The sequence below is a fragment of the Blastocatellia bacterium genome (assembly GCA_025054955.1).
Taxonomy (GTDB): Bacteria; Acidobacteriota; Blastocatellia; order HR10; family J050; genus JANWZE01.
On sequence record JANWZE010000036.1, the window covers coordinates 1 to 25,917 of the forward strand.

At 55.4% G+C, this 25,917-nt stretch carries 16 protein-coding genes; 6 read left to right on the forward strand and 10 right to left on the reverse strand.

From position 1 onward, the window contains the following. Positions 1 to 750 precede the first annotated feature (750 nt). From NZ823_04970 to NZ823_04995, 6 genes are all read left to right on the forward strand, one after another. Positions 751 to 2,502, forward strand: coding sequence for a M1 family aminopeptidase (locus NZ823_04970; protein MCS6804482.1), 1,752 nt, complete (start codon positions 751 to 753; stop codon positions 2,500 to 2,502). Positions 2,503 to 2,839: 337 nt separating this feature from the next. Further along, positions 2,840 to 4,294: a betaine-aldehyde dehydrogenase gene (betB, locus tag NZ823_04975; protein ID MCS6804483.1), complete on the forward strand. Its 1,455-nt coding sequence runs from the start codon at positions 2,840 to 2,842 to the stop codon at positions 4,292 to 4,294. Between the two features lie 19 nt (positions 4,295 to 4,313). After that, on the forward strand, positions 4,314 to 5,228 hold the full coding sequence (locus NZ823_04980; protein MCS6804484.1) for an alpha/beta hydrolase: 915 nt from the start codon (positions 4,314 to 4,316) through the stop codon (positions 5,226 to 5,228). Positions 5,229 to 5,234: 6 nt separating this feature from the next. Beyond that, the gene (locus NZ823_04985; protein MCS6804485.1) at positions 5,235 to 6,035 is read left to right on the forward strand and encodes an acyltransferase; all 801 of its coding nucleotides are present in this window, start codon (positions 5,235 to 5,237) and stop codon (positions 6,033 to 6,035) included. Between the two features lie 190 nt (positions 6,036 to 6,225). Next, complete coding sequence (locus NZ823_04990) at positions 6,226 to 7,299, forward strand: sorbosone dehydrogenase family protein (GenBank protein MCS6804486.1); 1,074 nt, start codon at positions 6,226 to 6,228, stop codon at positions 7,297 to 7,299. A gap of 680 nt (positions 7,300 to 7,979) precedes the next feature. Next, positions 7,980 to 12,794 (forward strand): tandem-95 repeat protein, encoded by a 4,815-nt coding sequence (locus NZ823_04995; protein ID MCS6804487.1) that lies wholly within the window; start codon positions 7,980 to 7,982, stop codon positions 12,792 to 12,794. Positions 12,795 to 12,938: 144 nt separating this feature from the next. On the opposite strand, the gene NZ823_05000 is transcribed toward NZ823_04995, so the two are convergent. From NZ823_05000 to NZ823_05045, 10 genes are all read right to left on the reverse strand, one after another. Next, a complete protein-coding gene (locus NZ823_05000; protein ID MCS6804488.1) occupies positions 12,939 to 14,090 on the reverse strand; it encodes a DUF1624 domain-containing protein in 1,152 nt (383 codons plus the stop codon). Position 14,091: 1 nt separating this feature from the next. Beyond that, positions 14,092 to 14,937: a deoxyribonuclease IV gene (locus tag NZ823_05005; GenBank protein MCS6804489.1), complete on the reverse strand. Its 846-nt coding sequence runs from the start codon at positions 14,935 to 14,937 to the stop codon at positions 14,092 to 14,094. A gap of 511 nt (positions 14,938 to 15,448) precedes the next feature. Continuing rightward, the gene (locus NZ823_05010; GenBank protein ID MCS6804490.1) at positions 15,449 to 16,174 is read right to left on the reverse strand and encodes a Uma2 family endonuclease; all 726 of its coding nucleotides are present in this window, start codon (positions 16,172 to 16,174) and stop codon (positions 15,449 to 15,451) included. Between the two features lie 67 nt (positions 16,175 to 16,241). Beyond that, positions 16,242 to 18,392, reverse strand: coding sequence for a glycosyltransferase (locus NZ823_05015; protein ID MCS6804491.1), 2,151 nt, complete (start codon positions 18,390 to 18,392; stop codon positions 16,242 to 16,244). Positions 18,393 to 18,531: 139 nt separating this feature from the next. Then, entirely contained in the window at positions 18,532 to 20,082 is a 1,551-nt protein-coding gene (locus NZ823_05020) for an NADH-quinone oxidoreductase subunit N (GenBank protein ID MCS6804492.1), read from the reverse strand. Between the two features lie 151 nt (positions 20,083 to 20,233). After that, complete coding sequence (locus NZ823_05025) at positions 20,234 to 21,898, reverse strand: NADH-quinone oxidoreductase subunit M (protein ID MCS6804493.1); 1,665 nt, start codon at positions 21,896 to 21,898, stop codon at positions 20,234 to 20,236. A 6-nt stretch (positions 21,899 to 21,904) separates the two neighbouring features. After that, complete coding sequence (gene nuoL / locus NZ823_05030) at positions 21,905 to 24,064, reverse strand: NADH-quinone oxidoreductase subunit L (protein ID MCS6804494.1); 2,160 nt, start codon at positions 24,062 to 24,064, stop codon at positions 21,905 to 21,907. Positions 24,065 to 24,067: 3 nt separating this feature from the next. Further along, on the reverse strand, positions 24,068 to 24,403 hold the full coding sequence (gene nuoK / locus NZ823_05035; protein MCS6804495.1) for an NADH-quinone oxidoreductase subunit NuoK: 336 nt from the start codon (positions 24,401 to 24,403) through the stop codon (positions 24,068 to 24,070). Positions 24,404 to 24,549: 146 nt separating this feature from the next. After that, positions 24,550 to 25,149, reverse strand: a complete 600-nt coding sequence (locus NZ823_05040) for an NADH-quinone oxidoreductase subunit J (GenBank protein MCS6804496.1) — start codon at positions 25,147 to 25,149, stop codon at positions 24,550 to 24,552. A gap of 86 nt (positions 25,150 to 25,235) precedes the next feature. Next, complete coding sequence (locus tag NZ823_05045; protein ID MCS6804497.1) at positions 25,236 to 25,736, reverse strand: NADH-quinone oxidoreductase subunit I; 501 nt, start codon at positions 25,734 to 25,736, stop codon at positions 25,236 to 25,238. Positions 25,737 to 25,917 lie beyond the last annotated feature (181 nt).

The window sequence follows — 25,917 nt, forward strand, 5'->3', positions numbered from 1 at the left end:
CGTCGCCGCTTCGCTCTGCCGGCGCACTCCAAGATAAAGTCAGGAATCGCCCTTATGCTCCGCACACGCCACGAACCATGAAAATGGTTATTCAAGGGAATCGCTCCTATGCAACAGCACGCCACGAAGCAAAAATAGAGCGCAGGCGGGAACGCCTGTGACACATTCCCACAGGAGTGATCTCAGGAAGCGGCGTCGTTAGACGCCGCAAGAGGGTAGCCAGACGTGAAACGTCTGGGTCGAATGTCATCCCCCAATTTCCAGGGCGCCTTGGAGAGGCGCCAGCAGTGCTCCCATTGAGTCGTTCGTGCTGAATCGCTCGCCGTGAACACTCATCTCTTGGCGCGTCTCCAACGCGCCAGGATTGTTTGGTCTGCTGTTCCAGACGTTGCGCGTCTGGCTACCTGCTGTTTGCGCCTCTGGCGCAAGCTGACCTTGGGCGTTTTCCGTTCCAGATGTTGCACGTCTGGCGACCATCGCGTGTGTGGCCGCCGCTGCTGCTCTCCCAGCTCGCTCAGTTCAAAACGCCAAGTTCAGCAGATTTGTACTCGGGCGATTCATCGCCGTTGTGGCGCGCCATTAATGAGGTTGCTGCGAATCTTATTTTCCGTCGTCTGCCCTCACGTATGGGCAAGCCCTTTGGGCTCACGCTTGCCACAGTTGAACGCTCTCCGCTTCGTTTGCCTGATGAATACCCATCATCTATAATCACGCTCGCTTGAAGAGTTGAGCGCAAGGAGCAAGCAAAGCATGAAGCGATACGCATTGTGGGTGATGATGCTGTTGGTGAGTGTTGGTGGCGCGCTGGTTTCTTTGTCGGCGCAACCGGAGAGGTCCGTCTTTGACGAGATCAAACGCGCGCATCAGATGCTACAACGGATGCCGCACCTGCATCCCAGAGCAGCCGGCTGGACGGTTGATCAGCCTTCGTTGGTGGTGCCGCAGCCAATCAATATCAGCCATTACAAGATACAACTGCGGCTGCGACCGCCCACGCCGCTCATCAGCGGTGCCGTTACGATTGAAGGAGAAACGGTCGAGACCATCCACAGCATTCACATTGACGCGCTCAGCAACCTGACGATCGAGAGGGTGACATTCAACGGGATGCCTCAGTCGTTTGAGCGCACGTCGGACAAAATTCGGCTCAATTTCTCCTCATCGCTGCCGGCGGCGTTCGAGTTCACCATTGTGGTGAGCTATTCAGGGCGAGCCGTCACAGGCGGTGTTTTAGGCGGAGGGATGTTGGTGGCGCGTCATAACAATTTCCCTGTCATTGGCACGCTCAGTCAGCCATATTCGGCGCCGAGCTGGTGGCCGTGCATAGACAATCCTGCCGATAAGACAACTGCCGAGATTGAAGTCAATGTGCCTGAAGGCTACGTAGTCGCATCGAACGGTTTGCTCGAAGCGACGCAGCGCCAAGCAGACCGTACCGTCACGTACACCTGGCGCGAGCGCTACCCCATCGCCAATTACCTGATTGCCGTCACGACGACTAACTTTGTCACCTTTGAAGATAGCTACACGGCGCTCGATGGCACGACCATGCCGCTCGTTTATTACGTCTATCCTGAGCATTTGACTCAGGCGCAACGAAAATTCCCCGTGACGCGCCGAGCAATGGAACTGTTCGCTCCGCTCTTTGGTGAGTATCCGTTCCTGCAAGAGAAATATGGGATGGTGGAATTTCCGTGGAGCGGCGCGATGGAACATCAAACATTGACTAGTTTGGGCGATATTATTGTGAACTTTTCTGACTTCGTCGTTCAGGATTTCATCTCTCACGAACTGGCTCATCAGTGGTGGGGAAACTGGGTGACCATGAAGACGTGGAATGACATCTGGTTGAACGAAGGGTTTGCCACCTATTCAGAGGTCTTGTTCTTCGAGCGTTTTCTGCCGGTCCACCCTGGCGAGCTGATGGCGCGCAGTTATGGAGGTGCACTGGTCGGGACCGTATACGCTGAGAACGCGGCAAATCCCTGGGATGATCCTGCGGCTATTTATACCAAAGGCGCATGGGTGCTTCACATGCTCCGGCGCGTGCTGGGCGAAGAGCGATTCTTTGCCGCGTTGAAGGATTATGGGAGACGGTTTGCCTTTGGCAATGCGTCTACGGCCGATTTTCAGCATGTCTGTGAAGCGCATTATGGAGCGTCGCTGCAATGGTTCTTTGAGCAGTGGGTGTATACGCCAGCCCGGCCCATCTACCGCGCTTCGTACGTGGTCAGTCCGTCAAGCGCACAAGGCCGGTATACAGTGACGCTGAACATCGAGCAGCAACAAACGCATCCGATTGCCGGACGTGTGGGCGAGGCGGCAATGGTCTACATCATGCCGATAGACGTCACTTTGTACTACGCTGACGGTAGCAGCGAGACGCGCACCGTCTGGAATGATGCTCGCCGTCAGTCATTCACTTTGACGGCAACGCAACCTGTCACGCGTATTGGCATTGATGAGCAGAATTGGATTCTCAAAGAGTTGATCCAGAACTGAGACGCTGCCGCCGGCCAAGCATCAACATGAAAGGGACGTGGATGCCCCCGGCCAAGCATCAACATGAAGGAAACAGGGATGACACAGGTTGAACAGATGCTCGCTGATTCTCTTTGCATGGCGTCAGCGTTGAATTTATCATACCAAATGCCGAATGAAGATCGCACATGGCCGCTCAGTCAGTTGAAGTCCAGCCATGTTTTTGGTTCCATGAACGCGGTCTTTCCCTCCGCAATTGGTGTCACATCCACGTCATCTGCTCTCTTGAGGGTGGCTCAATCTTTTGCTCCTGCCTTCTGGCTTGTGACTCCTGACTTCTGTAGTGGAGGAAACACACATGCAAGTAGAGATCAAACCGCAGAAATTATTCATCAACGGTGAGTGGCGTGATGCGCTCTCCGGTCAAACGTTCGATACCATCAATCCGGCAACTGGCAAGCCGATCACCCAAGTGGCGCTGGCCGACAGCCACGACGTAGACTTGGCGGTGCAATCGGCTCGTCAGGCGTTTGACGACGGACGCTGGACTGGATTGAGCGCGGCAGACCGTGGCAAAATCCTATGGAAGATCGCTGATCTGGTTCATCAGCAGGCCGACGAGTTGGCCTATCTGGAGACAATAGACAGCGGCAAGCCAATTTCTGAATCGCGCCATATTGACATGGCCATGGTGGCCGAGTTGTTCGAGTATTATGCCGGTTGGGCAACCAAAATTCATGGGGAAACGATTCCTGTCAAAGGGCCGTTTCTCACCTATACATTGCGCGAGCCGGTCGGTGTTGTAGGTGCTATCACGCCTTGGAATTTTCCGTTGCTGCTGGCTACCTACAAGATCGCGCCGGCGCTGGCTGCCGGCAATACAGTCATCCTTAAGCCGTCCGAGCATACACCGCTCACAGCCCTGCGATTGGCTGAGATCATGCAGCAAGCGGGGCTGCCGCCGGGCGTATTCAACGTCGTGACGGGCGCCGGTGAAACCGGTATGGCGCTGGTCAAGCATCCTGGCGTAGATAAAATTGCGTTCACAGGCTCAACGGCGACGGGACAAAAGATTATGGCGGCTGCCGCGTATACGCTGAAGCAGGTGACGCTCGAACTGGGCGGTAAATCGCCCAATATCGTCCTGGCCGATGCCGACCTGGAACAGGCCGCGCGCGGGGCGTTTTTAGGAATTTTCTACAACAATGGTCAAGTGTGCACTGCTGGCTCGCGGTTGTTTGTCGAAGAAGCCGTTCACGATCAGCTCCTGGAGCAACTGGTCGCCAGAACGCGCAAGACAGCGCCGGGCGATCCGCTCAACCCGAAGACGCGGCTCGGCCCGATTGCGTCTCAGCCACAACTGGAGAAAATCATGCGGTACGTGGAAGCCGGCCAAGCTGAAGGCGCCACACTCCTGATCGGTGGCGACCGCCCACAGATTGGCGACGGGCAAGGGTATTACTTCAATCCGACCATCTTCGATAATGTCACCAACTCAATGACCATCGCGCGAGAAGAGATTTTTGGGCCCGTGCTCTCCACGATCCGCGTCAAAGATGTGGAGGACGCCATCCGACAAGCGAACGAAACGATTTATGGGCTGGCCGCAGGCGTCTGGACGCGCGACGTGAAGAAAGCTCATCGGATTGCTCGCGCGCTCAAGGCGGGAACGGTCTGGGTGAACACCTATAACATGTACGATGTCGCTTCGCCTTTTGGCGGCTATAAGCAGAGCGGTTTTGGTCGTGAGCTGGGCCTGCATGCCTTGCAGCATTACACGCAGGTTAAAAGCGTGTGGGTAGATTTGAGTTAATTGAGCCGGATTGTTTCTCGTGAATCTCACACAGTGGAAGAGCGCCGGTCTGATTTTTTCATATCGGGGCCATGCCGTTTTTTATCGGGACGAAGGGGCGGGCGATGTGCTTGTGTGCATTCATGGCTTTCCGACGGCGTCATGGGACTGGCATCGCCTATGGCCGGCGTTGATCGAGCGATTCCGCGTGATCGCGCCGGATATGCTCGGCTTCGGGTTTTCAGATAAGCCGAAGACCTACGCTTATTCGTTGCTCGATCAGGCGACGCTACACGAGGTGTTGCTGGATTCGTTAGGAATTCGCCAGGTTCATATCCTCGCTCATGATTACGGCGATACGGTTGCGCAAGAGCTGCTCGCGCGATATGAAGATCGGTTGAGTTGGAACGGACGCGGCATTGAGATCAAATCGGTCTGTTTGCTCAATGGCGGCATTTTTCCGGAAAGTCACCGGCCACGTCTGATGCAGAAGATGCTGCTGAGCCCGCTGGGTCCGCTCGTTGCGCGGCTGGCTTCGGAGCGAATGTTTCGTCGGAGCTTCTCGGCAATCTTCGCTCCTGAAACCCGGCCCTCGGAAGACGAATTGCATGAGTTCTGGGCGCTGATCCAGCATAATGACGGTATGCGAGTCATGCACCGCATCATTGACTACATGCGCGAGCGCCGCATCTATCGGCAACGTTGGGTTGGCGTCTTACAACAGACACGTGTGCCGCTGCGAATGATCAACGGCGCGGTTGATCCGGTCTCTGGGGCTCACGTTGTCGCGCGTTATCGTCAACTGATTCCGAACCCGGACGTCATCGTGCTCGACACAGTTGGCCACTATCCACAGCTTGAAGCGCCACAAGCCGTGCTGGCAGCCTTTTTCGAGTTTGTTGATCGGGTCCGCCTGGGGCAAGGTTGCGTTTCGAGTCGTTCTCTGCTTGAATGACTGCTCATGCGCGTTGGGTTTTATCAGTTCTGGCCGACGTTTGGCGATGTCAAGGGTAACCTCGAGCAAATCGCTGTCGCGCTCAACGGGATCGAGGCTGAGCTCATCGTGTTGCCCGAATTGGCCAGCAGCGGGTACCTCTTTCTTGAGCAAGACGAAGTCAATGCCATCGCCGAACCGGTGCCGGGGCCGACGACTGAATTTGTGCAAACGCTGGCCCGGCGGCATGGTTGTCATATCGTCATCGGTCTGGCTGAACGCGCCGGCCATCACATTTATAACAGCGCCGTCTTGATTGGCCCGGACGGCGTGGTAGGGACTTACCGGAAAGTCCACTTGTTTTATGAGGAAAAGAATTTCTTCCATCCAGGAGATGCGGGGTTTCCGCTGTTTGAGATTGGGGAAGTGAAAATTGGATTGTTGGTCTGTTTTGATCATCTGTTTCCTGAAGCGGCGCGCACGCTGGCAGTGCAAGGAGCGCAGGTGATCTGCCATCCGTCGAATCTGGTGTTGCCTGAGATCGGGCAATTGACCACGCGCGTGCGGGCGATCGAAAATCGAGTGTTTTGGGTTCTGGCCAATCGCTTCGGCACAGAAGAACGAGGCGGCAAGAAGCTGAGCTACACCGGATGCAGTCAAATCATCGCGCCTGACGGCACGGTGTTGGCCACTGCGCCGGCACAAGAAGCGGCGGTCCGCATTGTGGAGATTGATCCAGCGCAAGCCGTGTGCAAGCGCATCACGCCGCTCAATGACATTTTTGCTGATCGTCGTCCCGAGTTGTATAGACTGACGGCGCCGAGCTGAAATCTTTTGAGGAGTCTTGATGGGCCACGGGCTGCCGCCCTAAAACGATGAAAAACAAGAAAGGCTTGACCGGTTGACTGATTGAAACTCTGTTCGTCAGTGAATCTGTGCCTGCCTTTTCAGAGGAGTTTCTGGCATGACGAAATCGGTTCTGTACAGCATCGCGTTTGTCTGTGGAGTGTTGTTGGTGATGCTCAATTGTTCTCCTGCCGCGAGCAGTTTACAAGAGCTGCCGCTGGAGAAGATCAAGTTGCCGCCGGGATTTCGTATCAGCGTGTATGCTGGCAATGTGCCGAATGCGCGCGCGATGGCGTTGGGCAAAAATGGGACGTTATTTGTCGGCTCCCGTTCGGCTGGAAAAGTCTATGCTGTTATTGATCGCGACAAGGATCAAAAAGCGGATGAAGTGATCACGCTGGCAAGAGGATTGAACATGCCGAGCGGTGTCGCGTTCCGCGATGAATCGCTTTATGTAGCCGAGGTCAATCGGGTGTTACGGTTTGACCAGATCGAGTCGAAGCTGAGCAATCCGGGTGCGCCCGTTGTCGTCAACGATAGCTTCCCTAAAGATCGGCATCATGGCTGGAAGTTCATTGGCTTTGGTCCGGATGGAATGCTCTATGTCCCAGTCGGCGCGCCCTGCAATATCTGCGAGCGCGATGATCCGCGTTACGCCTCAATCATGCGAATGAAGCCCGATGGCACAGGGTTGGAAATTTTCGCTCGCGGCGTCCGTAACACTGTCGGGTTTGATTGGCACCCGCAGACGAACGAGCTGTGGTTCACTGACAATGGGCGTGACATGCTTGGCGATGACATCCCGCCTGATGAATTGAATCGCGCCCCGCAACCGGGACTCCACTTTGGCTACCCGTATTGTCATGGCGGTACAATCCCGGATCCGGAATTTGGCAGCAAGCGCCGGTGTGATGAGTTCGTTGCCCCGGCAATCAACCTCGGTCCACACGTGGCGGCGATCGGCATGCGCTTTTATACAGGTTCCATGTTTCCTGAAGAGTATCGCCAACAAATTTTCATTGCCGAACACGGCTCGTGGAATCGCAGCACGCCGATCGGTTATCGCGTCACGCTCGTGCGCCTGAAAGACAATCGCGCCATCAGCTACGAGCCATTTGCTGAAGGCTGGTTGCAAGGCGGACGCGCGTGGGGGCGTCCTGCCGATGTGCTCGTTATGCCGGATGGCGCGTTACTGGTGTCCGATGATTCGGCAGGCGTGATCTATCGGATCAGTTATCAACGGTAGATCGCATCGCTGATTCAAATAGCTCAAATAGCTCCATATTTAATGATGCTGCTTTTCGCGGAAAGATTACTGCTTCTTCCAAATACTCGCTACTGATCCAACCATGTAACATCAGTTTCATCATCGGAACATTAGGTTCGATAACGAAACGATTCAAAGTTCTACAGCCTGCTGATAAGTTTTAGCTCCGCAATTGATTACCGACGAGCCCCTGAACAGGTATTCGTTGGCACGTCGCTTGCTCCTTGATGGCTCTACAGTAAGTAAGGGGTACCGGTTATTGGCCGCTAGAAAAATAAAACTATGGAGACCCTGATTCGTGGAACGAGTGAAAGCCTGCTTCTGGGGTTGCTGGGTGATCAAAGCCTTCTCAGGGCAAGGACTGCGCCATTGCGTCATCACTCTCCTTAAATTTCCAAGCAAGATCGTAAAAAACATAAAGACCTTCATAGGGGGAAAGAATGAAGAATACGCGTTCAACTGCATTGGTCTGTCTAATGGTTGTAGTGACCTTGACTCTGCTCAGTGTAGCCGATCCGTCATTTGGCGCGCGCCCGGTGGCAGTTCCTCTTCAGTCAAATTCTTCGTGTTTTGAAGACATCCCTGCGGACGAGAGCACTGACTTGCCTGGCCCGCTCTCGAATCAGAGAAACATTCCAGCAGGTTCGTTGATCATTCCCATGGACAATAGCAAGCAAGCGATCGTTGCCCCGTTCAACCTTAAGGCCTATGGATTGGTCAATCACTTGCTTCACAATAATGTTCCTGTGCTATGGGCCATCAGGGCTGGCAAAGCCAAAGACGGTGTAGATTTCACCGCGACGGCCCAACGTCTTTATCCTTCAGCTCAGGCAGCAGCCAATTTAAGTTTCAGCGGGGGGCCATTTATCGTACATCGAGACTATGCTGCCGTGGCCAAGCCGCTAATGACGGCCTTTGGCAACAACGTGGCTGTTTACGAAATGACAGCGGACGCCACGATTGACATTCGCTACCAACTAACACACAAACCGAGGATCGCATTATTAAACAATGGGGGAAATGCATCTATTCATCAAACGATTCTGGATCTTGCCGGCATCCCCAATTACCAGATCGTAGCCAGCGCCGCCTCGCTCGGCACAAGTTCATGCTACACCCTCGCTAGTGAGGCGCACTGGCTCGATCTTACGGCGACAGCCACAGTGGCGGCGGTGAGGCAATTCATTCAATCCGGTGGTAACTTCTTCGCCCAGTGTGAGGGGGTTGATACCTATGAAAATGTCGGCCTTCTACAGACAACGGCTGGGATTACCAAGTCGAATGTGTCCGGCGGTTTTACCTATCCCAACGCCGACCTCTCTTACAGTCAATTCGTGGGTGAGCTCGCCGACGAAGGTGGCTCATTTCGCGATTGGTTGCTCTCTCCGGGCTCCAGTTTCCAGAACGGGGGGCACATCCATGTTCGAAATACGGGCGGTTCACAGCAAATGGTGGCTACCGCTGCCAAATTGAGAACAGGTACCGGGGGCATGGTCTTCATGTTGGGCTCACATAATTACGCAAACACACAGGATTTGCCGCATTACAACGGCCTCCGGATGTATTTGAACGCTGTCATGACGCCCGCCGATAGACCGCTGGGGTGTGGACTTGAGCTCACAGTGAACCGAGTTGAATTGATCTTGACCATGACGGTCAATAATCCAACGCCGAGTGTGGGAGATACGGTTGTCTATACTCTGACGTTGACTAACAACGGCCCGGATGTAGCTACCAACGTCACTGTAACCGATCAGTTACCATCCGGTTTGACTTTTTCTTCCTATACGGCCAGCCAGGGAACCTATAACAGCAGCACCGGCGTCTGGACTGTCGGCAATTTACCCGTGAATGCAACAGTCACCTTGGTCCTGCGCGCGACAGTCAATGCCGGCACAACCGGCCGGACTTTGAACAACAGCGCAACTGCGACTGCCTCCGGACAATGTGAATTAAATCTCACCAACAACACGGACAGTGAACCTATCACGATCACAGCTCCAAATAGGCCGCCAGATGCCGTGAATGACAGTTACGGCGCGACTGAAGACACCACACTGGTTGTAGGCGCAATGAGTGGTGTTCTGTCTAATGATACTGATCCTGACGGTGATCTGCTAACAGTCACCAGCACCGGTGCTATCAACACGGCTCGCGGTGGGACGGTGATGATGAACGCTAATGGCAGCTTCAGTTATTCGCCGCCGGCCAATTATTGTGGGCAAGACTCATTTGCTTACACGATCAGCGATGGTCGAGGTGGGACAGACACGGCCACGGTGACGGTGAACGTGACGTGTGTCAACGATCCGCCTGATGCAGTGAACGATAACGCGAGCACGAACGAGGACACGCCCGTGACGATCAACGTGTTGAGCAATGACACGGATGTGGATGGGAATCCGTTGAGCGTGACGGGTGCGAGTGATCCGCCGCGTGGGAGTGTGACGATCAACGGCAATGGGACGATCACGTACACGCCGGATGCGAACTTGTGCGGACAGGATAGTTTCACCTACACGATCAGCGATGGTCGAGGTGGAACTGACACGGCCACGGTGACGGTGAACGTCGTCTGCGTCAACGATCCACCTGTGGCCAATGATGATACAACGGGCACCAACGAAGGCACGCCGGTGGTCATCCACGTGCTGAGTAATGATTCCGATGTGGACGGTAATCTTGATCCGACGTCGGTGAGCATTACGGTTAATCCGAGGCATGGCACGGTCACGGTCAACCCGGTCACCGGCGCTGTGACGTACACGCCGAATCCGGGCTTCAACGGCATTGACACATTCACGTATCGAGTGTGCGACAACGGTGGAGCATGCGATACGGCTGTGGTGACGATCGGCGTGAATTCCGTTGACGATCCGCCTGTGGCCAATGATGACAGCGCCGTAACCAATGAAGACACGCCGGTCATGATTAACGTGGCGTTGAACGACACCGACCTGGATGGCAATTTGAATGTGGGCAGTGTAACGGTCACGGTCAATCCAGGCCGTGGTACGGTGTCAGTCAACCCAGCAACCGGCGTGGTAACGTATACGCCGAACCCAAACTTCCACGGCGTGGATACGTTCACCTATCGCATCTGCGACACAACGTCGTTGTGCGATACAGCCGTTGTCACGGTCACGATCAGGCCTGTGAATGATCCGCCGGACGCAGTCAATGACAGTTACAATGCGACGGAGGACACGACGCTGACGGTGAGCGCGGCGCAGGGCGTGTTGGCCAATGACGTTGACGTAGATGGTAATCCGTTGACAGTGACCAGCACAGGATTCATCACGACGACTCGCGGTGGAACGGTGAGCATGAACGCCAACGGCAGTTTCAGTTACGATCCGCCGGCGAACTTCTGCGGGCAGGATAGTTTCACCTACACGATCAGCGATGGGCAGGGTGGGACGGACACGGCGACAGTGACCTTGAATGTGGCTTGTGTCAATGATCCGCCTGTCGCGAACGATGATACAAGAGGCACGAGTGAAAACACGCCGGTGGTCATCAACGTGCTGAGTAATGATTCCGATGTGGACGGTAATCTTGATCCGACATCGGTGAGCATTACGGTTAATCCGAGGCATGGCACGGTCACGGTCAACCCGGTCACCGGCGCCGTGACTTATACGCCGAACGCGGGCTTCAACGGCACGGATACATTCACGTATCGCGTGTGTGATACAAACGGCGCATGTGACACTGCCCTGGTGACGGTCATCGTGGATTCCACGAATGATCCGCCTGTGGCCAACAATGACAGCGCGACCACCCCGCAGGGCACACCGGTGACAATCAACGTGCTGGCCAATGACACAGATGTTGACGGCGTTCTTGTCCCGGCCTCCGTGACGATTGTCAGTGGTCCGGCTCATGGCACGGTGTCGGTCAATCCGGTCACAGGTCAAATCACATACACACCCAATCCAAATTTCTATGGCACGGACACGTTTGTCTATCGAGTGTGCGACAACGAGGGAGCCTGCGATACAGCGACGGTGCAGGTCACTGTAACCCAATTGCCGGCCGACCTCGTGGTCACCAAGGTGGTTGATAATCCCGCTCCAGATCTTGGTGAGACGATCACCTATACGATCACTGTTACAAACCTTGGTCCGGGTTTTGCCAGCGGTGTAGAGGTCACAGAGCGACTGCCATCAGGCGTCACATTCATTTCGGCTGAAGCAAGCCAGGGCAGTTATGATCAGACCACCCACGTATGGCTGGTGGGACGTCTGGCCAATGGCGAGAGCGCCGTCCTGCGCATCACGGTGAGAGTGAATCTGAATGCCACCAGCGCCACTATCACGAACACCGTCGTCGCCAGCGCCAATCAACCAGACCCAGCCCCGGCAAACAACACCAGCAGCGTGGATATTGGCATCGAGGCGATCACGCCGCCGAAGGAGCGCGCCACGCATGTTCACATCGTGTTTCAGACGCCGATGGCGCCGAGGAACGGGCCTCAGCCGCCGTACCCGGATAACCAGGGACTGCTGATCGCCGATTACCGCAACGATCAAGTGCGTGTGCTGCTGAGCAACGGCAACGGCACGTTCCGCGTTGGCCAGCAGGTCTCGGTGGGCGATGGTCCATGCGCGATCGCCGTGGGTGACTTCAACAACGATGGTTACACTGATGCAGTCACGGCAAACCAATTGTCGGGCGATCTGAGCATTTTGCTGGGCAGGGGTGATGGCACGTTCCGGGTCCAGCGCGTGCTCGCGGCAGGCAAACAACCGAGCGCTGTGGTCGTCGGCGATTTCAACGGCGATGACAACCTTGACATTGCCGTGACGAATGCCGGTGAGGATAACATCGTGTTGTGGCTCGGCCAGGGCAATGGCGCATTCAGGGCTGGCCGCAGCTATAATACCGGCAAGCAGCCCTTCGGCCTCGTCGTAGGCGATCTGGATCAGGATGGCACACTGGACCTGGCTACCAGCAATTTCGGATCAGAGAATGTCACCGTCTTGCGGGGCACAGGCCGAGGCACGTTTACTCGAATCACAAACTACCTCACAGGAAAAGGGCCACTGGCTATTGTCGCTGGTGATCTGGATCAGGATGGCCGGCTTGATCTGGTGACAGCCGACTTCATATCCAACGAAGTGTCCATCCTTCACAATAATGGTCGCAGCGGGTTCAGCGTGATGCGCCGGTTGCCCGGTGGGTCACAGCGAGGCCCGATTGCTATGGCCACGGATCGTTTCGTTGGCCCGATGTTGGGCATCGCCACTGCCAATATCGCCACGGGCGAGATCGCCGTCTACATAGGCCCCATTGATCGGTCAAATCCGATGAGGCCACAAACCTATCGCGCATTCGACGGTCCGGCTTCTATCGCCACGGGTGATTTCAACAATGATGGACGGCAGGATATTTCCATCCTCGATGCCGATGGGATCACATTAGGCGTTCTGTTGAGCACGAGCGACAACAAGTTCAAACTGACCCAGTAAGCCCGTTCCAGAGGGCACAACGGGGCCATGAACTTGCATTGATGGAAGAGCAACCAGATTGAAGTTTGACGAGCTGGTTGCTCTCCATCACATCACTGGCGCGCTTAGCGAGCCTGAGCGAAGCGTTGAGCGATGATTATCCCGCTAATGTTGTTTGGTGAAAAACCTCAGCAACAGATAACAACCCGTCGCATACGTGGCAAGGCGAGCGAAGGCGAACGAGTGCTGCTTGATACGGCCCCACAGCAGCGCCGCCAAAGACATAACCGTCATCAGCGCCAGCATAGCTAATAGACATTGGCTTGGATCGAGCCGGTTGCCGTACAGGCGCACGAGGCTGGTTCCGCCCCATACGTTTTTGTAAAGCATGATTAGATGAGTGACGTAAACGAGCAACGATTCCCGTCCGATTTGCACGAGCAATGATGCTTCCGATAGGAATTTGCTGGAGAGATGCCAGCCCGCTGTCAGCAGGAGCAACACGAAGCCAAGACGCTTGATGAAGAAAATCGGGCTGGCCCGCAAGCTGCTTGTGCCGTAGCTCAGGTTGACAGGAAGGAGTGCGACAACATAGCTCATGGCAAGCAAACCGGCGCCGATGAGCGCCATATTTTTCATGAACGCGCGCTCGCGCCCGGCGGCCACGGCGTCCAGGTAGGCTGCACCCCAGACGGCGCCAAACAAGAGAAAACCGAGCCAGGGAAACAGAGGGAAAATCGAGTAGTGTTGTTCATTGAGATAGGCCGCTAGCGGCGCCGGCATCATCTGGGTGAAATCAACGTCCCACAGCAACGGTGTTACCAGAACAATCATAATGCCAGAGCCGATCAACCAGCGCCGAAAGTTTGGCTCCGAAGTGATCGCAATCAAGCTGGTGAGCAAAAACAACCAGCCAGCAGCGATACAGTGCAAGGCGTTGGCTTGATAGAAGCGTAACCAACCGTCCGGGGTCGTCGCATGCAACATTTTGTTGAGCGAGTGAAACGGCAGATGTAATGCGTAGGCGATAATCCAGATGAATCCGATTCTTCTCAGGAGCTTCCATAAGGCCGGACCGAAAGAGCGAATATCGTCTTGCTTATTCCGGGTCGCAATGGTGAACACGAGACCGGCCAGGAAGATGAACAACGGTGACATGAGGCCGTTGGCAAAATCCAAGAGGTTGTACCATGAGGTGGCCTTCAGCGTCGGGATGAGCATTTCGTTGAAAACATGCGCTTCCAGCATGAACAGTACGGCGATGCCGCGCATGAAGTCTATGAAAATGAGCCGTTGGTGCGCTGAGGAAGAGGTCATACTATGGCGCTTGCGTTAGCCGTCGCAGTGTGGTCATGTTTTTGTGGTCGTCTTCACGAGTGTGTCGTGGTGTCTCCAAGATGAAGGGCAGCTGCTTGAGTGCTGGATGTCGGACCAGTCGCCGGAATCCTGCGCATCCGATGTTGCCTTGACCGATGTGCCAGTGCCGATCCACGGCGCCGCCCAGCGCAATCCGGGTGTCGTTGGCGTGTATCAGATAGATGCGCTCCCAACCAATGGATGCTGAAATGCTGGCCATCGTGTGTTTGAATCCGGTCGGTGTGGCGATGTCATAGCCGGCGGCATACAGATGAGCTGTGTCCAAGCAACATCCTACAGGCAGCTCATCAAGCCCGTTGAGAATGGCAGCAAGTTGTTCAAAGGTCCGGCCGATTTGCCCGCCTTGCCCGGCTGTATTTTCGATGAGAATGCGCAATCCCTTCAACTGTAATCCACGCGCTGCTGTCTTGATGCCGGCAATGCAACGCGCGATGGCTTGCTCCGCTGAGTCCTGTTTGGCGCTGCCCGGATGAATCACCACATAATCCGCCTCCAGTGCCGCGGCGCGTCGCAGTTCGTCGCGGAAAGCGGAAACCGACAATTGTCGCGTCTCTGCCTCTGCTGAGGCCAGATTGATCAAATAAACGCCATGCACGACGACCGGTGCGATACCTGTTCGCTCACGAGCAGCAATGAAATCGTTCACGTCCTGCTTGGAGAGCGGTCGGCTCGCCCAGCCGCGCGGATTACGCGAGAAGATTTGTACGGCCTCGCAACCGAGCTGGTGCGCTTCGGCGATTGCGTTGGCCAGAGACCCAGCAATGGAAGCATGTACACCGATTCGCATGACTTTTTAAAAAGCCAAGAGGCTACAGTCGGTCTGTGAATTTGTCCAGCGGTTCTGGTCAGTCAGCCAAAAGATCGTGCCCGAGCCAGCAACTGAAAGTGATTGATGGGTTGATGGGAAATCACCCATGAGCGACCGCTCGCCACGAACGCTGAAAATGAAGCGACCGAGGTCGCAAAGTCCACTGAGAGCCCTCTGCCCTCTCTGTGGTCTCTGTGGCTATTCTCGGGAGAGAGGCAAGCAACCCCAGAATGCCGTCGCGCTGGACGTGAGCCGGAGGGGGCGGCTCATCAAGCCTCGACGATACGAAGACCATCAGGAGCGACGGCCAACTCAGTCGCTCTAAATAGCCCAAGAAACAAGCCTACGACGCGAAAGAATTTCTGTTTCATCATTCGTGGCGTGGCTGGGCACAGGGGGCAATTCTCATGGAAACAGAGTTTTCTTCATGGATCGTTGTGAGCTGATGCTCCATGAGCGACGGTGTTGTTAAACACCCTTGCCTCAAGTCCTATTCCTGGTCTGGGTCGTGACCTAACTGCCGCAGGCGTTCGGCCAAGCGAGCGGCGCGTTGCCGCTCCTGCTCCAGTTGCCGGAGCGCCGCTTCCTTCTCCATTCGTTCCCGTTCGGCGCGTTCTTTGCCGGTCGGGATGATTTGACCGTGCTCATCTGTCCAACGCAGCCACGTGTCGTGTTTACCTTCGTACTCTCCCTCCCACAGCGTCAATCCCAGCTTCAGTTCGGGAAATCGTGGCTCTGGTTGCAGCACATACGAATACCCGCGCAACTGATAGACGGTCAATGGCTCCTTCATTACCTGCCGCAACGGATCATAGATCACGTAATACTGCACTCTCATCCGCTCGTATTTTCGCTTCTTCTCGTCATCTTCGCCGCCTTCCGTGTTGGAGACGATCTCGATGACCACGTCCGGTGATTTGCCAAACTCCCAGAGAAAGTACGACCGATGCTCCTTCTTCCACCAGTCCGGCGCGACCTCCACGTCCACACTGAGGAAAACGTCCGGCACAATTGCCGGTGATCGCACCATGTAGAAAATCCCCACATTGGCCGCTACCAGGAAAGGCCGTCCTTCTCCAGGGCCGCTCCATGAGCTATAGAGCGGCTCGGTTAAAAGTCGTTGATGTTTCTCGGAAGGCAGATTATCCACAGGCGTATCATCCTCCGTGATCAGGTGGCTAATATCTGGCTTGACGTCAATCAACGGTTGAGACATAACCGACCTCACTTAAATTGATTTGCTGCGCAGCAGCATTGTAACACGGGCGGCCAGCTTCGCACAGTCACGGCGCGAGCCCGACACGGCGCGCCAACGTGACGAACCGAGGGTCAGACCGCCAACGGTCCCACAGCGGATGAACCTTGAAAAACGACGGCGGGAGGGTGCGTTGCTCATAAGCCTTTTTGAGCCAGATGAACATCTTCTCTTGATCGTCGAGCCCGGCATAGACGAGCGCAATGGCATAGGCTGAGGCGTAGGTCTGTTGAGCCGAAGCGAGCAGGTTGCTCAGAATTTTCCTGGCCTCCTCTTTGTTTCCCGATACAGCATAGGCATGAGCGAGTAAGGCTGCTGTGGTTTTGTGGCCAGTGTATTCGACAGCGCGTTGTAATTCTGAGATGGCGTCACGAACGCGGCCGGTTTGCAAGTAGACTAGTGCCAAGTCACGGCGTGCCGAAGCTGACGTTGCATCGAGTTCAAGCGCGTGGCGGAAGGCTTCGACGGCTTGATCATACTGACGGGCGAAGTAGTGTCGCAATCCGAGTTGAGCGGCAATGCTCGGTGATGCTCGGTCGAGCGCTTGTGCTTGCCGAATATGCTCGATGGCTTGCTCATGGCGTCCCATGGCCGATAGAAATTCGCTATACCATTGATGAGCTATCAGCAGGGAAGGGTCAAGCGCGAGAGCGCGACGAAAAGCTATTTCGGCGTTATTCCAGTCCCACTCGTATCGCAGGTGAATGTAGCCCAACTGCGCATGCGCGTCGGCCATCGTATCATCGAGCCTCAATGCTTTGGTCAAGGCTTGTTTGGCTTTGGGAAAAAAGTCCTGGGGCGGTCGCGTTTCGTAGTGGCTCTGGATGAGGTAACAGTCGGCCAGGTCAACATAAGCGACGGCCAGGTTAGGGTCAAGCCGGATAGCTCGTTGGAATGAGGCGATGGCGTGATCAAGGGCTTGTCCTGTGCGGCGCTCGTATTGTTCTCGGCCTTGCAAATAAGCTTGTAACGCGGCAGCGTTGCTGGTCTGACGTTTGGCAAGCTCCCGTTTGGCATCTTGACGTATTGCGGTCGGCGTTGGTGTTTGATGGGTCGTCTCAGCGGACGATGGTGACTGTATGGGCGCCTGTGGTTCTGCACAACAGATCATGAAGCCGGTGATGAGCAGCCCCATGAGCATGCTGAGCAGACGAATATCCGGGCGACGCAGGCTGTTGGACAAGAGGTTGGCCAGTTGCCTGTCAGAGCGTTGCACGGCGCGGCGTTCACGCTCTCGCTGCTCCAGAATTGCTGCTCGTCGTTGCCAAGCAGCCCAGAAGGCTCGCCAAAATGAGAAGTTCGCTGTGAGCGGCGCGGCGAACAATAAGAGCAGAACGACGACGATGTGTTCAATCAGGAAGCGCCGATCATGGAGATTGATCCAGTGCGTGATGAGCCGGTTGCGTTGAGCAATCTCTTGAACCTGGCGTTGCTCAAAGTGTGAGCCAATGGTGGAGCTCGTCGCATGATAAACGACTGCCTGCGGTTCGTAGAGAATTTTCCAGCCGCGCTTCCAGGCTCTCCAACTCAGGTCTACATCCTCCCAGTAGAAGGGGGCGAGCAAGCAGTTGAATCCGCCAAGCGCTCGCAGCTTATCAGCAGAGAACGCGGAAAACCCGCCGCTCGCCAGCATGGAATAGTAGTCGCCGGTTACTGGTTGCTGGTGGCCGGTTTCTGGCAACTGTCCACGGGTCACTGTGCACTGTTGACTGTTCACATCGTAGTTGGCATGAACGCGCCAGAAGCCGCGTTTGAATTGACCAACTTTGCCGGCTGTGGCCACCGTGTTGGTGTGCATATCGAGCGCCTTACAGCAGACGGCGAAGACGGACGGGTCAGCGAAGTGAGGGACGAGATACAACAGCACATCTGCATTCACAGAGACATCATTGTTCAAGAGGAAGATAATTGGATATCGAGCCTGCGCCAATCCCACGTTGCAAGCAGGGCCGAAGCCTTCGTTGCGTTCCTTTCTAGCAACGACGATGTGAGGATGGGCGTCGCGTAACCAGTCGGCTGTTGCATCTGTGCTACCGTCATCAACCACGATCACTTCGACATCATAGCCAGTTTGGCTCACATAGGTTTGACCAGCGCGGTGAACTGAACCGAGAAATCGCTCCAGCAAGTGGCGACCATTCCAGGTCGGAATAATGATGGTGACGTCCCAGTCGCTCATGAAGGATGGACGGTCGAAGATCGGGAGTGGTTCGGCACGGTCTTCTTCGCGTGCATCATGTTGTGCAACAAGCGCACTGGCTGGTCGAAGATCGGGAGTGGTTCGGCACGGTCTCCTTCACCCATCCACGCTGTTCAGCTCACAATCCGAGCAGTTGGCGGGCGGCTGTTTCCGTGAACGTGATGAACGGTTTGGGATACACGCCGATGAGCAGCACCAGCACGGTGGCGGCCACCAACGCCGTATGCAAGCTGGTAGAAAGCGCCAGCGGTTCCTTCTCGGTGGCTTGCCCCATGAACATGGCTTTGATAAACCGGGCGTAGTAGTAAAGCGAGACGGCCGTATTCAGCACGGCGATCACAGCCAGAATGACCAACCAACGATTGCCCGTTTCGATCAATCCGGCAAACAGATAGTATTTTCCGATGAAGCCGGCCGTCGGCGGAATGCCGGTAAGACTCAGCAGGAAGATGGTCATCATCACGGCCATGGCCGGATGTCGGTGGATCAGCCCATTGAAGTTATCAACGAGTTCGCCCGGAATGTCAGCGCGTCGCTGTGCGATGATCACGCCCCACGCGCCCAGATTCATGAAGACATAAACGAGCAGGTAGATGACCAAGCCTGTATAGCCAGTTCGATTGCCGGCAATGAGGCCCAGCAGCAAGTAACCGGCGTGTGAGATTGAGGAGTAGGCCATCAGCCGCTTGGCATTGGTTTGTGTGAGCGCCGCCAAGTTGCCCCACGTCATGGTGAGGGCAGAAATGACCACTAGCAAGCCAATCCAGCCAGGAGTGCCTCCGGTAAGGTCGCCACGCAGCCCGCCAAGGCCATCATGGAAAATCCGCGCGAAGATAGCAAACGTCGCTGCCTTCGGCCCGACCGACATGAATGCCGTGACAGAGCTGGGAGCGCCTTCGTAGGCGTCAGGGCACCACATGTGAAACGGCACAGCCGCAATCTTGAACAACAATCCGGCAGCGATGAAGATCATGCCGGCTGTCGCCACGAATCCGCTCAGCAATTCGGCAGGCAATTTGCTAATGGCCGCTGCGATCTTTTCCAGGTTGGTTTCACCGGTCAGGCCATAGATTAACGACATGCCGTAGAGAAAGACGCCGGAGGAGAAGATGCCCAACAGGAAGTACTTCATCGCTGCTTCATTGGAACGCCGGTCGCTCTTGAAGTAGGCGACTAACACATAAGTGGTCACGGCCATCAATTCAAAGCTGATGAAGATCGTGAGCAGGCTGGTACTGGATGCCATCAGCATCATGCCAGAGGTGGCGAATAAGACCAGCGCATAGTATTCGCCGCGCTGCTCCCGTTCGACATCAAGGAACTTGATTGACAAGGCCACGGTGAAGAGCGCGACCAGCAGGAAGATTGCCTTAAACACCAGCGAGAACTCGTCCACAACATAGGTGTCGTAGAATCCCGGCACGGCCGAGCCGGTGGTTCTCAGAAGCCGGAACAGTTGAATCAATGAGACGGCGCCGGCCAGCAGTCCGGCCAAGCTCACATAAGCAGACCATCGCCGTTGCCGCTCCGTCAGCCAGAGTTCCAGCACCAGCAGAAAGCAGGCCACAGCGATGATAATCATTTCTGGCATCAGCAGCGTGATGGCTTGTTCGACCAACGCTCGCCAATCAGGCCCTGTCGTGAGCATCAACAACAATGGCGTCATCATAGGTCTCTTCTCACCGAGCGGATTGCAGATGGCGGATTGCAGACGTGAAGAAGCATCTGACGCACTGGTTGAACAGGACACCAGATACTGGATTCTGGAGTTGCAAAAATTTTTTGACCCTCAGTCCGCAATCCGCCATCTGCAATCGTCCTCATTTTTGAGCCTGCACCGGCAGACTGCTTGCGGCATAACCGGGCTGAACCTGTTGCACAATCGTTTGCACCGGTTTGCCGAAGTAGCTCAAAAACGGCTTGGGATAAATCCCGATCCAGAACGCGAGGATAATCAGCGGCATGAAATAGGCCCATTCACGCGCATACAGATCGGGCAAATTCTTATTCTTCTCGTTAGTGACCGGCCCATACATCGTTCGTTGATACAACCAGAGCATATAAGCCGCGCCGAGCACGATGCCAGAAGCAGCAAATGCTGCCCAAATCTTGTTAGCTTCAAAGACGCCGCGCAGGATCAGGAATTCGCCGATGAACCCATTGAGCATCGGCAAGCCAATCGAAGACATCGTCATGATCATGAAGACAGCAGCAAAGCCCGGCATCACGTGGCTCAGACCGCCATAATCGCTGATCATGCGTGTGTGCCGCCGCTCGTAAACGACGCCGACGAGCAAGAACAATGCCCCGGTCGAGATGCCATGATTGATCATCTGCAAGACTGCGCCGTTCAAGCCATTTTCGTTGAGCGCAAAGATGCCCAGCATGATCATGCCCATGTGACTGACCGATGAATAGGCGACCAGCCGCTTCCAATCCTTTTGCGCCATCGCCACCAACGCGCCGTAGACGATACCGATGATAGACAGCCAAACCATCGCCATGAGGATGGACGGGTGTTTGGTGGCATCAGGAAACATCGGCAGGTTGAAGCGAACGAATCCGTAGGTTCCCAGTTTCAGCAAAATTCCAGCCAGCACGACCGATCCAGCCGTCGGCGCTTCCGTATGCGCGTCAGGTAGCCAAGTGTGAAACGGGAACATCGGCACTTTGATGGCAAAGCTGATGAAGAAGCCGAGGAATAACCAGATTTGCAAGCCGAGCGGGATGATGCTCTGGCCGTCCAGTCGCGCCGTCCCCAGCGCTTGCAGCGCCATGATGTTAAACGTGCCACGACCGTTGGCTGCCAGATCAATGCCGTGACGCATCATTTCGAGCATCGGGCCGTTGGAGCCGGCGATCATCTCTGCTGCCCGCGTCACTGCCTCGCGCACTTGGTTGGCTTGCGAGCCGGTCATGTATTCCGGGAAGATGAAGTAGAGCTTCAAAATGGCCAGCAACATGACAACCGATCCCAGCAGCGTGTAGAGGAAGAATTTGATCGCCGCGTACAACCGGTTCTCACTGCCCCACACGCCGATGACGAAGTACATCGGCACGAGCATCACTTCCCAGAAGACGTAAAACAGAAACAAATCCATCGAAACGAACACGCCGATGATGCCCGTTTGCAGCAGCAGCATGACCACGTAGTATTCTTTGACTCGCTCCTGAATGTAGTCCCACGAACAGTAGATGGCGATCACGCCGGTCAGCGCCGCCAGTATCACCAGCATAATGGCGATGCCGTCCACGCCCATTTGGTAACGCGCGCCGATTTGTGGAATCCAGTTGTAATCCTCGATGAACTGAATGCCGCCCATCTGACGGTCGTACCGCAGCAACCAGAGCGAAGGCAGGAAGCATACGACTGCCCAGAGATTGGCAAATAAGCGAATCCCGCGTTTGTTCTCGCGGTTAAAAAACAGCAGGACGATAGCTCCTACGACCGGTAACCAGGTCACGATGCTGAGAATGTTTGGCATGGAACTCTAACTCCCCCAGAAGAAATAGGCCGCCGTTGCGATCAGCAGGCCAGCGACAATGACCAGCGCGTAGTTCTGTGCCAGTCCCGTTTGGGCCGCGCGAAACACCACCGAGAAAATTCGCATGAAGAAGCCAAGAGCATTAACAAGTAGGTCTACGACATACGTGTCAAACCAGCCACTAACGGCGCTGGACATGCGCGTGAACCACGCTGATCCGTTGACGCCCCCATCCACAACGCTCACATCGGTTTTCCATAAGAGTTTGCTTGAGCCAAGCGTGACGCTACGCACAAAGACGGCTTCATAGAAATCATCTACCCACAGCTTGTTTACACTGGCCGCATAGAGAGGTTTGAGTGATTCGACCAGCGCTTCTTGTTGCTGTCGGCGATGAATGTACAACGTATAGGCCATGTACATGACACCAGCCGCCGCCAGGACCGACACTGCCATCAGCACATATTCCATCGGATCGTGGCCATGAGTGGCCGCGTGCACAGCGCCGTGTGTGGCATTTGCCTTGTAGATGATGGGGTCCAACCAATGTTCAAACCGATTGCTGCCGCCCAGCGCCGCTGGCACGCCAAGGAAGCCGGCCAACGCCGAGCCGGCTGCCAGAATGATCAGCGGAATGGTCATCACACGCGGCGATTCGGTTGGCGGACCGTGATGCTGGTCGTGTTCACCGCTCAGGCCATGATGATGATGCCCTGCGGCAGTGGCAAATCGAGGCTCGCCCCAGAACGTCATAGCCATCAGCCGGGTCATGTAAAATGCCGTCATCATTGCTCCGATCAAGGCAAACAACCACAACACGGGCCCGCCAGGAATCGCGTGAGTCGAATAGGTGCGCCAGAGGATTTCGTCTTTGCTGAAGAAGCCGGCAAACGGAATGATGCCACAGATGGCCAGCCAGCCGATGAGGAAGGTTTTATAGGTCGTCGGCATGTACTTGGCCAGGCCGCCCATCTGGCGCATATCTTGCTGGTGATGCAACGCCACGATCACGCTGCCGGCTCCCAGAAACATCAGCGCCTTGAAGAAGGCATGGGTGAACACATGGAAGATGCCCGCCGTGAAAGCGCCGACGCCACAGCCCAGAAACATGTAACCAAGTTGTGAGATGGTCGAGTAGGCCAAAACTTTCTTGATGTCATTTTGGGCAAAGGCAATGAACGCCGCCAGCAACGCTGTGGCCAGTCCGATCACGGCGACGATGAACATCATCGTCGGCGACTTCTGAAAGATGACATTGGTGCGAGCCACCATGTAAACGCCTGCTGTGACCATTGTGGCCGCGTGAATCAACGCAGAAACCGGCGTCGGGCCAGCCATCGCGTCCGGCAACCAGACATAGAGCGGAATCTGAGCGCTCTTGCCCGTCGCGCCAATGAACAAACCAAGCGCCAGCCACGATGCAAGCCCCCAGCCCCACATCTGCTCCATGGGCAGGTACGCGTCGTCAGCGGCTTTCTGGAAAACTTCGGAAAATTGCCACGTGCCGAACAGCGAGAAAATGCCAAACATGGCTAACATGAAGCCAAAATCGCCAATGCGATTAACGATGAACGCCTTGGTGCTGGCGTACTGGGCATCGTCCCGCGCGAAGAAATATCCGATCAGCAAGTAAGAACACAGCCCGACGCCTTCCCACCCGACAAACATCATCACGAAATTAGAGCCCATCACCAGCGTCAGCATCATGAACATGAAGAGATTCAGTTCGGCGAAAAACCGGTAGTACCCGCCATCCCCGCGCATGTAGCCGACAGCAAACACATGGATCAAGAAGCCGACGAAGGTGACGATGAACATCATGACGCATGAGAGCGGATCAACCTGATAAGACCATTCAACGTACAGTGGCGCCGGCTGGCCGGCCTCCGGCCCATACGTTATCTGGCCTTGTCCGCCGAGCATCCAGGTGAACGAGTGGGGAAATCCACCGGCTTCCGACGAAATGTATGGCTGGCCCGTTTCTGCGCGTCCGCTGGTAGCATAGTCCCAGATTACGCCCAGCGTGATGATCAAGGACAACAACACCGAGCCGCAGGCGATCAGCGAGACCGCCGACTCGGACAGCTTCCATCGCCGACCCAACACGAACAAGAGGAACGAGCTGATCAGAGGAAGCGTTGGAATGAGCCACACCAGTCTCAGCATACGTCACCACTTCAGCAGATCAATCTCATCAATCGCCACCGTCTGGCGATTGCGGTAGAGGGCAATGACAATCCCCAAACCGATCACCGCTTCAGCCGCGGCAACAACGATGATGAATATCGTGAATACATGTCCCATGTGCTCGGTGATACGGCCCGATAATTGCCAATAGCGAGTGAACGCAATGAAATTCAAATTGGCGGCGTTCAAGATGAGCTCGATGGACATGAAGATGATCAGAATGTTGCGCCGCATCAGCACGCCGGCGACGCCAATTGAAAACAGCAGAAAGCTGAGCAAGATGAAATCAGCCGGCCCTTTCCTGAGCGCCGCTTCCAAAAAGCCGCTGGCCTGCGGCGCTGCCGTCGGCGCCTGTTGTATCAACCACCATACTGCCGCTACCACGAGACCTCCTCTAAGTGCACAATAAACTCAGCATGTCGAACGAGGATGAACAGCTTCGCGAGTCGTTTATCGTTCATCGTTCAATCAAATGTCTCCTCCTGTCGTCGCGTGCGCGCTAGGACGACGGAGCCGACGATCGCGACAAGCAGCAGCACGGATGCAATCTCAAACGGCAGAGCCGCATCCTGATATAAGGTCATGCCGACTTCTTGCGTGTCTTCGGAGACCCGCCCAGCGATCGTCGGTTCTTCAGCGGTTTCCGGCGGTGATGCCGGCGCCGGCAACAACGGCGCTGGCGGCTTTTTCCGCACCAATTGGAACGGGTCCTGACGAATCCCGAAGTACATCACGCTGGCCACCATCAGAAAGACGAGCACGCCGGCGACATATCGCTGTCGCGTGTATGTCTGAATCGTCTCGGTCAGCTCCTCACGCACATTGACAAGCATAATGACAAAGATGAACAACACGACCACACCGCCGACGTAGATCAGAATCTGCGCGCCAGCCACGAATTCAGCATGCAACAGAAGAAACAACCCGGCCACGCCAATCAACGCGCCCATCAGAAACAAGGCGCCGCGCACCGCCGTGGGCGCCGTGATCAGCGAGAGCGCCATCAGCAGCGTGAACAACGCCAACACGTAAAAGAAAATCGCTTGTACGCCCGTCAGTTCCACAAATCCCCCTTTTCATTGACCGCGCCATCAAGCGGCCACTTGGTCGGATGAACCGTTCGGTACAGCTCAATCATTGTGTCACCGGCTCATTTCACGTACATCGGCTGATCAACCCCGTTTTCCAACATCGTCCACGTCCAGGCAAAGTCCTTACGTCGGTAGATCGCCATCTCAAAATTTTGCGTCAACTCAATCGCGTAGGTTGGGCAGACATCCTGACAGTAACCGCAAAACATGCAGCGCGAGGTGTCATATAGATAATCGGCCAGAAATCGTTTCTTCTTGATCTTGCCATGCTCGTCGCCGATTTCGCGCACTTCTTCGGTCACCGTGATCAAATTTTCCGGGCAGGCGACAGCGCACAGATTGCAAGCGATGCACAACGATTCGCCCGTTTCCGGATCAAGGTTCAGTCGCGGCGCGCCACGGAATCGTTCGCCGATCTTCGGCCGGACTTTAGGATATTGCTCAGTCACGTTGCGACTCGGCGCCTGCCACTTAAATGTGATGGCCATGCCTTTCAGAAGATCAATCAGTAGGAACCGGGAAATGATCTGCTTCCAATTGCGCTTCGGTGTGAGTGCCATAGCTTGATCTACCTCGCTTAAACTTGCTCGAAAAGATCAGAAGTCCGCTGTTGCTCCAGGCGAATCTGGCGTTGCACACGCAGGTTGAAATCAGCCGAGCGCCGATTGATGATCGCCAGCGTGATCCACGTGATGGGAATGGCAACGAGGAAAGCGGTCAGCACGAAATAGAGCTTGCCTG